Below are 15,176 nucleotides of genomic sequence, written 5' to 3' on the forward strand. Positions count from 1 at the left end.
GCCTTCTTGCGCAGAAGCATCGGCGGCCCGACGGGCACCGTTATTTGCTGAAGTGTTGGGGTTGGGGGCGATGACGCGTTGGACCCACGGGCTGATTAATCGGCTGGTTATACTCTGCGATGTCATCATGATCTTGCTCGCGGGAGTGGTATCATATTCATTATGGCATTTTGCAAGTTGGAGCAGCGTGGCCATATTGTGTGCCTTCGGTGCGACGGTCTACACGCAAATACTTCAGCTTGGGCGCGCCTACCGGGTCGAGCACTATAGACGTTCGCTGCGCCAGATCGGCCATCTCATCGTCGGCGGCGTGCCGGCGGGCATACTGGTGGGGGTGTTCTACTTCGCGCTAGAGCCAGTCCGCACCACCAGCCTGCCGGGTCTGCTCGGCTGGGCTGCGGTGACCGCCATCGCCTTGATCTTCGGACGCCTGGTGATCGTGCGCTTCGGCATGAGGCTTGTCCGCAGCCACGAGGTTCTGCGCCGCCACGTGGTGCTGGTGGGCGATGTGGAGCGCGCCCGGGCGTTTGCACAGCGCTGCGCTGAGGATGACGACGAGGGCCTATTCGTTTTCCTCGGCATCTTCGACAACAAGCCTTGCGTGCCCGATGCGGCGGACACCGCCAGCATCCCGGTGCTCGGCGGCCTGCCGGACTTGCTGCCGTTCTGCCAGAGCCATCAGGTCGATGTGGTGACCATCGTGGAAAGCTGGGAGAACCCGCTCAATATCACCGCCATCGCCGAGCAATTGCACCGTGTCGCCGCCGACGTGCTGGTGGAATTGGACCCGGACGGCTTCAACCTGCGCTTCGCCCGCGTCACCAGCATCGCCGGTGAGCGGGTCCTGCAGGTGCAGCAGCGCCCGCTGAAGGGCTCGCTCGGCCTCATGAAGGCGCTGCAGGATTATTCGGTGGCGATCATCGGCCTGATCCTGGTCTCGCCCATCCTCCTGATCTCGGCCATCGCCATCAAGCTGGATTCGCCGGGGCCGATTTTCTTCCGCCAGCCGCGCGTCGGGCTGAACAACAAGGTGTTCACCGTCTACAAGTTGCGCACCATGACGGTGGATCCCACCGACGACGGCTCCCTGGGCACCACCGAGTTCAATCCGCGCATCACCGGCGTCGGCAACCTGCTGCGGCGCCTGTCCATCGACGAGCTGCCGCAATTGCTGAACGTGCTCCAGGGCGACATGTCGGTGGTGGGGCCGCGCCCGCACGTGCCGAACATGCAGGTGGGCGACGACATCCGCTATGAGGCCATCCGCGAGTATGTGTCACGATATCGGATGAAGCCGGGCATCACCGGCTGGGCGCAGATCAACGGCATGCGCGGCGGCATCAACACCGTGGAGAAGGCCGAGCGCGGCGTTAAGCTCGATCTCTTCTACATAGAAAACTGGTCAATATGGTTCGACATCAGGATCATGCTTCTCACCATCACCAAGGGCATGGCGGGGCGCGACGTCTTCTGAGGCGCGCGCGGGGCTGGCTGGCGCGCGCAGCCACCGCGTGCGCCATCCTCGCGGGCGCAGCCGGGGTGACGCCTGCAGGCGCGGCGGAGCCCGGCCGGCCGTTCCTCGCCTATCATGCAAGCTGGTACGAGGTGCAGACCTCCGTTGCAGCCGACACCAGCCTTGCCCGCCTGCCCGGCTATTTCACCCACATCGTCCTCAGCTTCGTGAAGCCGGACCTGACCTATGCCGGTGATCTCGACCTGAAGGGCACGGGCCTGCTCTATCCCTTTCCCGGGACGGTCCTGAAGGAAGCGGTCGCGCTGCTGAAAGCCCGCCAGCCGCACATCAAGGTGCTGATCTCCGTGGGCGGCTGGGGGTATTTCGCCTGGGACAAGCTGGACGCGCCGGCCGTCGCGCGCCTCGTGCGCGATCTCGGAGCGGACGGGGTGGACGTGGATTACGAGACCCCCGACGGGCAATGCGCGCCGCAAGGCGAAACCATGAGCTGCCCCGGCGATCCCATGTCCATCTCGGTGGTGGAGCAGGTGCGGGCGGTGCTGCCGCGCCCGTTCGTGGTGGGAGTGGCGGGCTGGAGCGTCGGGGCCTATGGCGCGGGCGAATTCCGCACCGCCGCGCCCCGCAGCCCGTGGACGGGGGTCATGCTCGCGCTGCTGAATTCGCCCACGGCGGCGCAGCTCGATCTGGTCTCGATCATGTCCTATGACGCCGGCCCGCACTATCGCCCGCAGGAGGCGTTCCGCGCCTATCGGAGGGTGTGGAAGGGGCCGCTGATGCTGGGGGTGCAGGTAGAGCCGGGAACCTCGGGCGGCCCCCGCTTCACGGTGGATTATACCCGGCGCATGCTGGATTCCGTCACCAGCGATCCGGGCGCAGGGGCGATGCTTTACGCGCTCCGGCTGAAGCCGCCGGGCGACATCGGCCCGGACAATCCGGACGACCGCTATCTCGCCCCCGCCATCTGCATGGCCCTCAACCTCGCCAAGTGTTCCGCGCCTGTGCCTTAGAGCCGGAACCCTTCTGCGTGGGATCACTCCGCGATCCCACGCAGAAGAACAGATCTTAAGGCGCCCGGCCCAGGGGGTGGCGGGCGATGACGTTGCAGAATTCCGTCGGCCGGCTGGCGAGCGGGCGCAGGGCGCCGTCCGACTGAAGGCGGAAGAAGGCATAGCCGTGGGCGGCAAGGCCGTTCCAGGAGGCTTCGGGATCGCCGCCGGACTTGTACAGGGTCGGGCAATTGATCTCGAAGATCACGTCCGGCCGCCAGGTGCGCAGGGTCTCGCCGCCGCCGGCGATCACCATGCTCTCTGCGCCTTCCACATCCATCTTGATGCAGTCCACGCGCGGCAGGTTCAGGTCGCGCACCATCAGGTCGAGGGTGGTGATCACCACCATCTCGCTCTCCACATCAGTGCCGTCGCTGATGAGGGAGAAGGCCTGCGGGTCGTCGCCGAGCGGATTGTGGTGCAGCACCGCCTCGCCCGGGGCATCGGAGAGCGCCTTGCGCACGATGCTCACATTGGCGAAGCCGTTGAGGGCGATGTTCTTGGCCAAGAGGTCGCCGGCGTCCTTGCCCGGCTCCACCGCCACCACGCGGCCGGCATAAGGCGCGACCTTGAGGGTGAACAGGCCGATATTCGCGCCCACGTCCACGAACACGTCGCCCTTGCGGACGAAGTTCTGAAGGTAGCGCAGTTCCGGCTCCACTGCGTCGCGCAGCAGGAAGGCGGAGACCGAGGTGTAGCGAAAGTCGGACGGCACCGTCAGCTTCGCGCCGCCGCTTACCAGAGCGAACACAGGCTGGCGCCCAAGCGGGACGCTGACCGCCCAGGTCAAGGCGCGCATCAGGACCGTCACGGGCGCAGCCTGGAAGGCGGGCTCACCGAACAGTTTTTTTAGCCGTCGCAGCATGGGAGGTCACCGTCATCCGTCTACGGGTGGGTCTATAAATGATGGGTCCTGCGGGTGTAGGCGTTCTGCTGTCCGAAAGCGGTTCTCGCGCTCGCTTCTGGTCGAGATAGACGGCCAGCGCCATGACGACGCCGAGCTCGCCGGGGGTCAGGACCAGGGAATACACTGCGGATGTCACGATGAGGAAGAGAATATAGTCGGCCAGGGCTTGCGCGAATGGGTCGCGGCTGCGCTGTGCGGCCTTGCTCACCGCCACATAGCCCCAGCCATAGAGCACGGCGATCAGCAGCGCGCCCACCGCGCCATATTCGAACACCACGCCGACCCAGCCGAGATCGGCGATGAAGAACTGCGCGCTGCCGAAAATCTCCGCCAGCGTGATGGTGCTGAAGCGGGTCGTGGCACCGACCCCGAACAGCCAGTTCCACACGTTCACGCCGAGGAAATCGGTGGCTAAGGCAAAGGAATGCTGTCGCACCGACAGCGAGCCGCCCAGCGATTCCACGAAATTGCCCGAAGCCCTCATCACCAGCACGCCGATGGCGAGCGGCGCCAGCACGCAAAGGGCGCCGATGAACAGGCGGCGCAACCGCTGCGGCGCCGAGGCCAGGACGCCGAAGCCCACGACCGCTACCGCAGCGCCGATGGAGGCCCGCTGCTTGAAGATCACCAGCATCAGCACCACCGCGACCGCCACCGCGGCGACCTTCAGCCAGTGCGGTTTCTGCATGAAGCTGCGGGTCAGGTAGAAGATCAGGATCATGCCGAAGAACATGGGCATGTAGATGCGGTAGCCGCGCTCCTGCTCGAACAGCATGAGCTTTCCGCCTGAAGGGTCGCTGTTGTACCAGGAGGCGGGCGCCACCAGCCACAGCAGGAGCATGATCACATAAGTGGCGTAGCCGAGCGTGAGCATGGCGCCCTTGAGGCGCGGCACCGCCGGCGACAGCCACAGCAGCAGCGCCGACAGGGCGAAATAATAGGTCACCGGCCAGATCTTGATGGTGGTGGTCAGCGCATCGAAGAAGCCGTTGCCCAGCTGGATCATCGAGATCAGCGGCGTGAACCCGATCGCATAGGCAAGGAACACCAGGTAGATGGCCTTGGCCGGCAGCTTCATGCGCGCCATGCCATAGACCGTCAGCGGCAGCGCCAGCATCGGCCACGCCTTGGAGAGCAGATAGGGGGGCGGCAGCTCGTTCAGATAGTGGAAGCATTGCGCGAACATCGGCAGCACGCCGAGCAGCACCACGAAGGTCATGGCCGGCGACAGGCGTTCGCTCTCGCCGGTCTGGGGCGGTGGGGCGAAACGGCCGGCGCGCGAAATGACCACCCCGCGATAGCTGCGCGCCACCGGCGCGCTCATGGCTCCGCCTTGCCTTCCAGCGGCCCGCGCTGTGCGGCGGCCATGCCATAGGCCGCGGGGTTGCGGCGGGCATCGGCCACCATGAGCAGCAGCGGCATGGAGTCCACGAACACCCGCCGGCCGTGCCCCTTCGGGTTCAGCAGCAGGCGGTGAAGCCATTCCAGCCCGTGCCGGCGGTAGAATTCAGGCGCGCGCTGCACGATCCCGGTGACGAAGTTCAGCGAGGAGCCGACGCACAGCCCGGTGCCCACCGCCCCGCCGCGCATCTCAACCAGCCGCGCCAGATATTCCGACGCCGGGGCCCCGACGGCGAAGAACACGTAGCGCGCGGGATGGGCGAGCACGAAGTCCACGCAGGCGGTCACCTCGTCCGGCTTGTTGATGAAGCCCATGGAGGGGTTGAAAAGTTTCACCGCCGTGAGCCCGAACTGGTCCGTCAGGCGCCGGCGCATCTCGTCGCTGCCGCCGATCACGGTGACGGCGTCGCTCGGCGCCATGTGGTGCGCGAACAGATGGGCGGTCAGGTCGCTGCCGGCGGCATGGGGAATGTCGAGGCCGAACACCCGGCGGGCGAGCGCGCGCGGGGTCTTGCCGTCCAGCAGGCGAAGCCAGGCATGATCGTAGGCATCGGCGAAGCGGGCATCCTTGAGCCGCCCGAGCCGCACGAAATGCTGCGCATTGGGTGTCACCACATAGGCGAAGGGTGCCGTGGCCCCGCGCGCGGCGATGCGCGCTGCCGCCGCGGGAACGTCAAGGCACGAGATCCGCACGCCGAGATAGGTGATTTCCCTGATCGGCGGGTCCGCCTGTGCTGGCATCGTCTCCACCATTACCTGTCCGGCAAGCTGCCGCCCCGTTGGGATATAGCACCCCGGTGAGGAGGGCGATCAAGGAAGGAGTGCGGAGGGGGTCACGGCGGATGTGGTGGAATAGGCACCCAGCGTGTAGTTGAACGAGCGCTGGAACGGCACGACCTTGTTGATGAACTGGTCGATCCACAGGTTCAGCTCGGCGATATCGCTGCGCGGGATATAGAGGATGTCGCCGGCCATCAGCGGCACGTCGGCTTCGTCCGAGCCGGTCTGGATCATGTCGCGGACGTTGATGATTTTCAGCATGGGCCGGTTCGAGGGATCGCGGCGGATGAGCGCCACCTCGCCGATGCGGGCCTCGTCCGTGAAGCCGCCTGCAAGCATCACCGCCTCCAGCGAGGACACGCGCATTTCCGAAATCTTGTACAGGCCCGGATGGGCCACCATGCCGCCCACATAGATCTTGGAGGAGGCGGATTCCTCCAGCGAGACCACCACGCGCTGGTCGGTGAGCTCGCGGCGGGCGGAAGCGCGGATCGTCTCCTGCAGGGCGGAGAGGGTCATGCCCTCCACCTTCATCTGGCCCACGGCGCGCACGCCGATGGTGCCGTCGGGAGACACCACGAGGTTCTCATCCATCTCCTGGGTGACGGAGAATTTCACCTTCAGCTTGTCGCCCGGGCCGACCCGATAGACCGGGGGCTTCGGGGTCCAGGGGCGGAAGCCCTCGGGATTGACCTGGGTGAAGCTCAACTCCTGCCCCGTGAGCAGCGGCGTGCGGCCCGAAGACGTGGTCGTGCAGCCGGCCAGCATGGTGCCGCCGAGGAGGAGCAGCAGGGACAGCCGAAGGGCCGCCCACGGCCCAGAAGCTCGGCCGAAAGGCACACCCGGCACCGAGCTGCGACGGTGACATGTCGCTTCGCATGCGAGGGAGGGCATCTGGCAGGCTCCTAGTGGGCGACCCGGTCCAGGACCCTGCCTCGTGTCCCGCGCGCGCCAAAAGGCAGGGGCGCCCGTCGAAACTGGAGGCCGAAATAGAATCGCTGAACCAATCAACGTGGTAAAGCGAACCTAAAGCTCTATGGTTAATGAATCATTTCCAGTTCATATCTGTCGGTAAATCCACCCAGGAAGATAATATTTGCGCCCGGTGAACACGAAGCCAATGATGAAGCCGCCATTCTTTATAATATTCGAGCGCAGCCGGAGGGCCGAAAGGCTGCGGGTGTTCTCGGCGCGGATCACCAGGATATTGGCATCCATCAAGAGGTTGAGGCGCTGAAAGACCGGCGTGACATCTTGTGGCGTGGAGCACACGATGATGGAATCGAACATGCCTTCCAGCTCTTCCATCATCCTGCGGCTGTCCGCGAGCGACAGGCGAACGCTCAGCAGCGGCGATTTTGCACTATCGGTCACCGACCAGAGGACCGGAACCGGCGTGGGTGCCATCATGAGCCCGCCCTTCACCTCCGCGTCGGCGGGCTCAAGCGGGCTTGGCGTGACGGAGCACAGATCCACCAGCAGGGTGCGCCGGCCCCGCTGGTTGCTCATCTCCTCGGCGAGACGCGCACACAGCGTGGCGGTGTCGTCCTCCCGCTCCGGGGCGATGAAATGGATGGTGCGCAAGGGCTTGCCGTCCAGTTCCGTGTCCAGCAGCAGGGTCGCAAGGCCGCTGATGGCCTGTTCTGCGGCCGGCGAGGCGAAGGGATTGGGGGCGTCGGCGAAGTCGGCGAGGCAGGGCAGGTTCAGCGCCCGTTCGCCTTCTCCCGGTTGAATGAATACGGTGCGCACCGCAGAGGCGAGGGCTCCGGCCGCGGCGCCGAACAGCAGGCCGCCGAAAATCCCGGCCGCCAGGAACGGCAGCGCCATGGAGCGGCTGGTCACGGCGGCGCCCGCATCCTGCACAACGCGCACGTTGGAGGCGCGGACTTTGGCAGCGGTCTCCTCGATGGTGGCGGCGACGGCGCGGCGCAGATACTCGCGATAGCCGTCGCTCAGGGAATCGCGCTGGCGGTTCAGCTCGACGAGGCGGGTCTCGGTGTTGCGCAGCACGTTGAGCCGCTCTTCGGCGACGCGCTGCTGCTGGTCCAGCTCGTCGGTCTGGCGCGCGAGCGCGTCCACCTCCACCCGCAGGCTGAGGATGATGTTGTTGACGTAGCTGATGGAGGGATTGCGCACGTTGCGATTGGTGGAAGCGAGGCGCTGGTCCGGTTCGGAGAGGGTCTGGCGGACGGTGGCGATCTTGCGCTCCACCTCGCGCATCTGCGGGCTGTTGGGCTGATACTGCAGGGCGATGCGGTCGCGCTCCACCAGCAGGCGCGTCAGGGTGTTGCGCGTGTCGTCATTGGCCGTGGCGTCGCTTTTCTCGGTGAAGTCGAACACCGACTGCGGCAAGGCCTGCATCTGCTTTTCGGCTTCGATGAGCTGAGCGCCCACGGCCGCATGACGCTCGGCCACCTGCCGGCGGCGCTGGATGATGCTGTCCACCTGGTTGGCGGCAAGGATCGCGTCCTGGGTAAAGTCGATGACTTCGCTCTTGTCCTTCAGGGCCTGGATTTCCAGGTCCACGGTGCGCAGGTCGCGCTTGAAGCGCTCCACTTCCACCGAGAGGATGGCGGAGGTGGGATTGTCGAAGATTTTGCGGCGGCGCTCCAGATAGGTCTTGATCAGCGTGTCGGTCACTTCGATGGACAGGGCACGGTCCGCATTGGAGAACGACACCAAAATGATGTTGGAGCCGGCCTGAACCGCGGTCCGCAGATTCTTGCGGAACCGCTCAATCGCCTTGTCCATGGCGTTGACCGGGGGGCCGAAGCGCAGCATGTCGGTGATGGCCGACAGCCGGCTCGGCGGGAACAGGCGCTCGAGGCCGATCTCCTCAATGGTGGTGCGGATGACATCCGCGCTCTCGATGATCTGGACCTCGGACTCCACCGTCTTCAGGCCCTCGATGGAGAGCACGGCGGGCCCGGAATCGGTGATGTTCTGCGAGTTCGAGACCTCGCGGTTCACCAGCACCATGAGCAGGCCGCTGGAGGTGTACTCGGTCTTGGTGGTCATGGCGGCGGCGAGGCCGATGAGGATCGGCAGCAATGCCGCCAGCATCACCACGCGGACATGAAAGAAAGTGGCGATGAGGAAGTCGCGAATGGTGAAGGCGGTCGGCCTGTTTTCACCCCAGACCATTGGCGCCGTGCTCTCCAATTCGCCAGCTTGAGAACCGTTCATCGACATCCCCGGGCCAAATGAGGCGCGCGACCTCATTGTTCTTCGCAACGTTGTTCTTCGCGACGTTTACGGCGAGCGTCGGGCGGGGTTAAGTCCACACGCATCGGCCCGCCCAGCCGTCTATTGCCACCTCTGCCCGAAGAGAACCACAGAATGCTTAACATGGCGGTATGTGTTGCAGCTTGCAGCTGGGGCAGGCGCCGCTAGAACGCCCGGGGCAACAGGCGCCGCAGGGCCCATGTGGTGCCGATGGCGCCCTGAGCGATGACGATGGCCGTCAGCACCGCCGCTCCCATCATGCCGAACATCGGAATGAGCACCGCCCCGAGCAGGCAGCAGGTGACAAGCTGGGCGGTGTTGAGCCAGCGCAGCACGCTGCCGTGGCCCGTCATGGCGAGCACGATGTCCTGGCAGGGCAGCAGGCAGTTCACCAATTGCCCAATGCCCATGATGATGAGCGCGGTGGAGGCGGCCTCGAACCCGGGGCCGATGAGATGCAGCAGCTGCACCGGAAAGATCATCATTGCCGCGATCACCGGGACACCACACAGCGCAACCACCGCGCGCACGCGCCGGTTCAGCGCGCGCAGCGCGTCCCATTCCATGCGCCGGTGAAAGGCGGCAAAGGACGGCGCGGCGATGGTGCCGATGGAGATGATCACCACCCAGATCAGCATGGAAATCCGGCTGGCGACGCTGAACGCGCCCACGTCCGACGCGCTGGCGAACACGCCGAGCACGAGGACGGGGATGGAATTGAGCGACACCTGCACCACTTCCACCACGCCCAGCGGGAAGGCGGTGCGCCACAAAGGCGGCAGCACCTCTGCCAGCGTCTCCCGTGACGGCGGGGTATGGAGCGGCCCCTTGTGGCGCAGGATCAAATACAGCCCGGCGAGCGCGGCGGCGAGATTGGCCCCGCCCAAAGCGAGCAGCATGCCGTTGAGCGAGGTGACGCCCGCGGCGACCGCCGCGAGGGTGAGCACCGGCCACAACCCGTTCTGGATGAATTGCGCGGCAACGCCGCGGTTAAGCCCGGACAAGGCATGGCCGATGACGATGCACAGGGTCTGCGGCAGGATGACCGCCGCCGAGACCGCTAGCGGCACGCCGAGGTCCGGCTCGCCGAAGACATGGGTGGACAGGACCTGCGCGAACAGCACCGTCGCCGCGGTGGCAAGCGCGCCGCCGAGGCTCGACCAGCCGACCCCCGTGAGCAGAGCGAGCCTGGCCTGCTTTTCCTTGCCGAGCGCGAGCTCGGCCGCCATATGGCGGATGATGGCCTTCTCGAACCCGGCCCGCGCCGCGGTGGAAATGAGCCCGATCCAGGTGATGCACAGGAAGAACAGGCCGGCCTCGTGCGCCCCGAGGATGCGCGCCGAGATCATGTAGAGGCCGAGCTTGCCCACCAGCTCCATGCCGCGGACCATCAGCCCTGCGGCATAGGCCCAATAGGTCGCGATGAGCTTGGGCTGAAGAAGGGCGCTAAGGGACTTCATGCTCTTGTGGCGCCCGCGATTTGAGGCTCAATGTGGCGCGGGCCGGGACAAGATGCGGATCGTCCGCCGGGGATGAGATGGCAAAGGGCGCGGCGGCAAAAAGGGAGCGTATTCAGGCCATGATCGCGGTATGCCATGCCCTCGCCAAAGCCGCGCGACGTGCGTGTCGGTCTGCGGCACTGCTGGCGCTGCTGGGACTGGCCGTGGTGGCGCTGCGCCCTGAGGTTGCAAGGGCGCAATCCTCCAGCAATGTTCCGGGGCAGGGCACTGTCGATCCGGAGATCGACCCCTTCCCCTATGATCCGCGTCTGGAGATTCGCACCTATCTGCGGAACCATCTGCCGAGCCTCTGGTGGGCGAACGAGCCGGAATATGGACTCGGGGTGTTTTCCGTGACGATCCATGTTCCGGTGAACTGGCGCGGCAACCCAACCTCGGCGCTGATGCAGATCTGCCCGCAGGCGGATAGCACAGTTTGGAATGGCATCCAACGCCTTGAATTGAAGCCATTTTACAAGAATGCCACCTGGCCCGGCGTGGTGTGCCGCCCTTGAGATGCCGCTTGCGGGTGCTGTACGGTTGGTGGTGCTTCGATGCAGATTTTCGTGAAACCGGCGTGATCGGGAGGTGGCGTGCTCGAAGCATTGAAAGCCATGGGTGAGGCGCGCCTGCCCTATCTCTATGCGCTGGCCTGCCGCGTGTTCGACCTCAAGGCGGCGCGAGATCCCGGCAGCGAGATCAACCTGTTGCCGCTTTTCGTTCAGCCCGGCGAGACCGCTTGCGACATCGGCGCGAACCACGGCCTGTTCACCTTCTTCCTGCTGCGGCGGAATGTTCGGGTTCTCGCCTTCGAGCCCAATCCGCGCATGGTGCGGATCCTGAAATACCGTTTTGCCGCCGCCATCGGCCGCGGTGATCTGCAGCTCTTCGATTGCGCGCTCAGCGACGAGGAGCGGCAGTCGATCCTCCATGTGCCCAAGGGCTTCTCCCCGCTCGGCACCCTCGACGGTGCGCTTGTGGGAGAGGGGGGCAGCGAGACTGAGAACATCGCGGTGCCGGTGCGCCGCCTCGACGCCGCCGTGCGCGAGACGGTGTCGTTCATCAAGCTGGACGTGGAGGGGCATGAGGCGCGGGTGCTGCGGGGCGCCGAGCAGCTGCTGCGCGCGTCCCATCCGACCCTTCTGGTGGAGGCCGAAGAGCGCCACCGGCCGGGCGCGGTGGCCCTGGTGAAATCCTACCTCGCGCCCCTCGGCTATACCGGCTTGTATATCGAGGACGGCAAGGCCCGCCCCCTGTCCTCTTTCGATCCGGCGCGGCACCAGCAGCCGGATGCGATCAACGCCGCTGACAACAGGGTGCGGCAAGGTCACATCTACATCAATAATTTCATATTCGTCGCCCGGCCCGACGTGAAGGCGCGGCTGGCTGCCCGCTGGCCCGACCTCGGGGCCGATCTGCGCGGCAACGCGTAACTGTGCACCTCCGGCGGACGGGCGAGATCACCCGACGCGCGCCAGGATAACGCGCCATTTCGGGTGGCGCGTTTGTATGTATCTCAGCTAAGTGATTGAAACCGCTGGCGCTCCCAAGGGGAATCGAACCCCTGTTTTCGCCGTGAGAGGGCGACGTCCTAGACCGCTAGACGATGGGAGCCTCAAGCGGAAGGGGCTCCGTATATCCGCGAACCGGGGCGGCTTCAAGCCCTTCTCTGAAGGCTTTGTCTTAAGGCGCGGCTGGCGGGCGGGAGCCGAAGATGGCGCTGCCCACCCGCACATGTGTGGCGCCCTGACTGATGGCGGTGCCGTAATCCGCGCTCATGCCCATGGAAAGGCCCTTCAATCCGTTGCGTGCCGCGATCTTGGCGAGAAGGGCGAAGTGCGGCGCGGGCACGTCCTCGGCCGGGGGAATGCACATGAGGCCGACCACGTGGAGGCCGAACGTGCCGCGGCACGCGGCGACGAAATCGTCCGCCGCCTCCGGCAGCACGCCGGCCTTCTGCGGCTCCGCGCCGGTATTGACCTGGATGAAGACCGGCAGCATGCGGCCCTGGCGGGCCATCTCATCGGCGAGAGCGCCGGCAATCTTCGGCCGGTCCACCGTGTGGATCACGTCGAACAGCTCCACGGCTTCGCGTGCCTTGTTGGACTGGAGCGGGCCGATGAGGTGGAGCGCGATGCCGTCCGTCTCGGCGCGCAGAACCGGCCATTTCTGCTGCGTCTCCTGCACCCGGTTTTCGCCGAAAACCCGCTGGCCCGCGGCGATCACCGGGCGGATGTCTTCGATGCCGAAGGTCTTGGAGACGCAGACCAGCTCCACCTCCTCCGCCCGGCGCCCGGCGTCCTGGCAGGCATCGGCGAGCAGGCGCCGCACCTCGAGGAGACGGCCGGCGGCCGTCTCGGGCATCATTTCGTGCGCCATGCCGGCCACTTCCTTCCGCGTCGTTCCAAAACGGTTGCCACTTGCTGCGCGATCGTCTTGGATGGATACATGCATGGCTCCATCCAAGACGGAATCGTCCTCTAACATATTGACCGGAGACGGTTTACCGCTTGGCGAGCTTCATGCCGCGCTTCCGGCCATGGGGTCCGGCTCCCGCCCAGGGTGCTCCCTTTTGCCTTGTGATCGCGTAAGAAGGAAGAGCTGAGCGCGTGCCGACCGGTGCGAGCCATCAAGGGATGTCTTCGGGCGAAATGGCGGATCAGCTGCACCCCGGCGCGGACGGCGGCAGGCGACGGCGGGTGAGCATCCGCCGACGCATCGCCTGGCTGATCATCCTCGTCGCCGTGCCGATCTTCATCGAGCGGGTCATCGCCCTCTTCACCGAGCGCGAGCAACTGATCCAGGCAACCATCGCCCAGCTCCATGAGACGGCTCAGGTGGTGGGTCTCGCGCAGCGGGAGAATATCGCCACCGCCGTCGCCATCACCCAGACGCTGGCCCGCCAGGCGAGCGCCCTCATGGCCGACACCACCGCCTGCGACGCGCTGCTGCGGCGCCTGAGCGGCGATGTGCTCGGCATCCAGGGCGCCTGGATCGGCACGGTGCAGGGCCGGGTGCGGTGCGCGAGCACGCGCGGGCTCCTGGAGGCGGACCTCTCCGACCGGGATTATGTGCGCGATGCGCTACGCTCCACCCAGCCGATCTTATCCAACTTCATCGTCGCGCGGAACACCGCCCGGAGCGTGCTGGTGGTCGCCGAGGCCGAGCGGAACATGGCCGGCGATCCCGTCGCCGTGGTCGCCGTGGGGCTCGATCTGCAATGGATGTCGCGTCTGGCGGGACAGGCGGGCATGCAGGCGGGGGTGACTGTCCTGGTGGTGGATGGCGGCGGTACCATCCTGGCGCGCCACCCCGCATTGGCCAATGTGGTCGGTCGCTCCTATCCCGGGCACCCGCTGGTGCGCCAGATCATGGGCACGGACGAGGGATCCGTGGAGACGGCCGGCTTCGACGGCGTGGAACGGTACTACGCATTCGTGCGCATGCCGGGCACGGATGTGCGCGTCCTGGTAGGCATCGAGCGGGCGGATGCGGTGGCCGCCATCGATCGCAGGATCCTCACCGTCCTCGGCGGGCTCCTGGTCGGGATCATCCTTCTCACCTGCATTGCGCTCTATGCCGCGGACCGGATGATCGTGGGGCCGGTCAACCAGCTGGCGCGCGACATCCTCGCGGTGGGCCGCGACGAGGCGCCGAACATCGGCGAAGCGGATGTGGAGGAATTCCAGCCGGTGGTGCAGGCGTTCGACGAGATGAACCGCCGGCTCAATGAGCGCACGTCCGAGCTGCGCAATCTCAATGGCCGCTTGACCGCGCTTGCCAGCACGGACGGGCTGACGGGCCTCGCCAACCGGCGCACCTTCGACGTGCAATTCTCCGATGAATGGGTGCAGAGCGCCGATGCGCGCCGCCCGCTCGCCCTCGTGATGACGGACGTGGACAGCTTCAAGCTGTTCAACGACACCATGGGGCATCTGGCCGGCGACGAGGCCCTGCGCAGCGTCGCGCGCATGCTGGCCGCCTCGGTGGCGGGAACGCCGAACCTCGCCGCGCGGTATGGCGGGGAAGAGTTCGTGGTCCTGCTGCCCAATACGGATGTGGCCGGCGCGGTGGAGTTCGCCGAGGACGTGCGCCGGCTTGTGGCGGCGCTGGGCATCGACCATCCCAAGGCGCCCATGGGGCGGCTCACGGCGAGCTTCGGCGCCGCCTCCATCATTCCCGGGCCGGGCGATTCGCCCGACGCGCTGCTCGCCTCCGCGGATGCCGCACTCTATGAGGCCAAGCGCCTTGGCCGGAACCGGGTGGTGGGTGCCCGGGCCAGTGACGGCGAGGCGCGGAGCGCGTGAGCGGAGATCCGCCCCGCCGGCCCGGCTGCGCGGCGCTCGCCGTGGTGGTGCGGGAGGGGAGGGTTCTCCTGGTGCGCCGCGCCAATCCCCCCGATGCCGGCCTGTGGGGCTTTCCCGGCGGGCGCATTGAATGGGGCGAGACGGCCGCCGAGGCGGCGGTACGGGAGCTTATGGAAGAGACGAGCGTTTCCGCCGCGCCAGGCCCCGCCTTTCGGGCGCTGGATGCGCTCGACCGGGCGGCGGACGGCACGCTGCTGCATCATTATGTGCTCGTGGCCGTGCTCTGCCGCTGGGTCAGTGGGGAGGGCGTTGCGGCGGACGATGCGCTGGAGGCCGCGTGGTTCTCCATGGCGGAGATCGCCGCACGGCGCAACGAACTCAGCCTGTGCGTGGACGAAGTGGCGGAGGAAGCGCTCCGGCTGGCGGAAGGGTGAACTGAGGCGCCTTCCCTCCCAGGCACATCCGTCGTGGCCGGGCTTGTCCCGGCCATCCACGCGGTTCCGCTTGGCCGGCACTTGAGGGATGGACGTGGATGCC

General features: G+C 66.3%; 13 protein-coding genes and 1 tRNA gene. 6 read left to right on the plus strand and 8 right to left on the minus strand.

Annotated features, from left to right (window positions below):
* The first annotated feature begins 127 nt into the window (after positions 1-127).
* Together ABLE91_RS11155 and ABLE91_RS11160 are read left to right on the plus strand one after the other, a co-directional pair.
* Positions 128-1,474, plus strand: coding sequence for an exopolysaccharide biosynthesis polyprenyl glycosylphosphotransferase (locus tag ABLE91_RS11155; protein WP_348930889.1), 1,347 nt, complete (start codon positions 128-130; stop codon positions 1,472-1,474).
* Between the two features lie 65 nt (positions 1,475-1,539).
* On the plus strand, positions 1,540-2,481 hold the full coding sequence (locus ABLE91_RS11160; protein WP_348930890.1) for a glycosyl hydrolase family 18 protein: 942 nt from the start codon (positions 1,540-1,542) through the stop codon (positions 2,479-2,481).
* Positions 2,482-2,536: 55 nt separating this feature from the next.
* On the opposite strand, the gene ABLE91_RS11165 is transcribed toward ABLE91_RS11160, so the two are convergent.
* From ABLE91_RS11165 to ABLE91_RS11190, 6 genes are all read right to left on the minus strand, one after another.
* Positions 2,537-3,385: an FkbM family methyltransferase gene (locus tag ABLE91_RS11165; protein ID WP_348930891.1), complete on the minus strand. Its 849-nt coding sequence runs from the start codon at positions 3,383-3,385 to the stop codon at positions 2,537-2,539.
* The gene (locus ABLE91_RS11170; RefSeq protein WP_348930892.1) at positions 3,354-4,751 is read right to left on the minus strand and encodes a hypothetical protein; all 1,398 of its coding nucleotides are present in this window, start codon (positions 4,749-4,751) and stop codon (positions 3,354-3,356) included. Before ABLE91_RS11170 ends, ABLE91_RS11165 begins: the two co-directional genes overlap by 32 nt.
* On the minus strand, positions 4,748-5,569 hold the full coding sequence (locus tag ABLE91_RS11175) for a WecB/TagA/CpsF family glycosyltransferase (RefSeq protein WP_348930893.1): 822 nt from the start codon (positions 5,567-5,569) through the stop codon (positions 4,748-4,750). Before ABLE91_RS11175 ends, ABLE91_RS11170 begins: the two co-directional genes overlap by 4 nt.
* A 69-nt stretch (positions 5,570-5,638) precedes the next feature.
* Entirely contained in the window at positions 5,639-6,457 is an 819-nt protein-coding gene (locus tag ABLE91_RS11180) for a polysaccharide biosynthesis/export family protein (protein ID WP_348930894.1), read from the minus strand.
* A 210-nt stretch (positions 6,458-6,667) separates the two neighbouring features.
* On the minus strand, positions 6,668-8,752 hold the full coding sequence (locus ABLE91_RS11185) for an exopolysaccharide transport family protein (protein WP_348930895.1): 2,085 nt from the start codon (positions 8,750-8,752) through the stop codon (positions 6,668-6,670).
* A 245-nt stretch (positions 8,753-8,997) separates the two neighbouring features.
* Positions 8,998-10,293, minus strand: a complete 1,296-nt coding sequence (locus ABLE91_RS11190) for a lipopolysaccharide biosynthesis protein (RefSeq protein WP_348930896.1) — start codon at positions 10,291-10,293, stop codon at positions 8,998-9,000.
* Between the two features lie 77 nt (positions 10,294-10,370).
* Here ABLE91_RS11190 and ABLE91_RS11195 point away from each other — a divergent pair, with 77 nt between their 5' ends.
* Together ABLE91_RS11195 and ABLE91_RS11200 are read left to right on the plus strand one after the other, a co-directional pair.
* Positions 10,371-10,847, plus strand: a complete 477-nt coding sequence (locus ABLE91_RS11195; protein ID WP_348930897.1) for a hypothetical protein — start codon at positions 10,371-10,373, stop codon at positions 10,845-10,847.
* Positions 10,848-10,925: 78 nt separating this feature from the next.
* Positions 10,926-11,765, plus strand: a complete 840-nt coding sequence (locus ABLE91_RS11200; RefSeq protein WP_348930898.1) for an FkbM family methyltransferase — start codon at positions 10,926-10,928, stop codon at positions 11,763-11,765.
* Positions 11,766-11,870: 105 nt separating this feature from the next.
* Here the strand turns inward: ABLE91_RS11200 and ABLE91_RS11205 are convergent.
* Both ABLE91_RS11205 and ABLE91_RS11210 read right to left on the minus strand, forming a co-directional pair.
* Positions 11,871-11,946: transfer RNA gene (locus ABLE91_RS11205), tRNA-Glu, on the minus strand.
* 69 nt (positions 11,947-12,015) lie between these two features.
* Complete coding sequence (locus tag ABLE91_RS11210) at positions 12,016-12,711, minus strand: YggS family pyridoxal phosphate-dependent enzyme (protein ID WP_510181933.1); 696 nt, start codon at positions 12,709-12,711, stop codon at positions 12,016-12,018.
* Between the two features lie 320 nt (positions 12,712-13,031).
* On the opposite strand from ABLE91_RS11210, the gene ABLE91_RS11215 reads away from it, so the two are divergent.
* Together ABLE91_RS11215 and ABLE91_RS11220 are read left to right on the plus strand one after the other, a co-directional pair.
* Positions 13,032-14,639: a sensor domain-containing diguanylate cyclase gene (locus ABLE91_RS11215; protein ID WP_348930899.1), complete on the plus strand. Its 1,608-nt coding sequence runs from the start codon at positions 13,032-13,034 to the stop codon at positions 14,637-14,639.
* Positions 14,636-15,073 (plus strand): NUDIX hydrolase, encoded by a 438-nt coding sequence (locus ABLE91_RS11220; protein ID WP_348930900.1) that lies wholly within the window; start codon positions 14,636-14,638, stop codon positions 15,071-15,073. Before ABLE91_RS11215 ends, ABLE91_RS11220 begins: the two co-directional genes overlap by 4 nt.
* Positions 15,074-15,176: the final 103 nt, after the last annotated feature.

It is taken from the genome of Aquabacter albus, assembly GCF_040049275.1.
GTDB lineage: Bacteria > Pseudomonadota > Alphaproteobacteria > Rhizobiales > Xanthobacteraceae > Aquabacter.

Excerpts from the sequence above, each read along its gene's own strand:
- ABLE91_RS11155 (WP_348930889.1), top strand. The coding sequence starts at position 128 with ATGATCTTGCTCGCGGGAGTGGTATCATATTCATTATGGCATTTTGCA.
- ABLE91_RS11165 (WP_348930891.1), bottom strand. The coding sequence starts at position 3,385 with ATGCTGCGACGGCTAAAAAAACTGTTCGGTGAGCCCGCCTTCCAGGCT.
- ABLE91_RS11170 (WP_348930892.1), bottom strand. The coding sequence starts at position 4,751 with ATGAGCGCGCCGGTGGCGCGCAGCTATCGCGGGGTGGTCATTTCGCGC.
- ABLE91_RS11175 (WP_348930893.1), bottom strand. The coding sequence starts at position 5,569 with ATGCCAGCACAGGCGGACCCGCCGATCAGGGAAATCACCTATCTCGGC.
- ABLE91_RS11185 (WP_348930895.1), bottom strand. The coding sequence starts at position 8,752 with ATGGTCTGGGGTGAAAACAGGCCGACCGCCTTCACCATTCGCGACTTC.
- ABLE91_RS11190 (WP_348930896.1), bottom strand. The coding sequence starts at position 10,293 with ATGAAGTCCCTTAGCGCCCTTCTTCAGCCCAAGCTCATCGCGACCTAT.
- ABLE91_RS11195 (WP_348930897.1), top strand. The coding sequence starts at position 10,371 with ATGGCAAAGGGCGCGGCGGCAAAAAGGGAGCGTATTCAGGCCATGATC.
- ABLE91_RS11210 (WP_510181933.1), bottom strand. The coding sequence starts at position 12,711 with ATGGCGCACGAAATGATGCCCGAGACGGCCGCCGGCCGTCTCCTCGAG.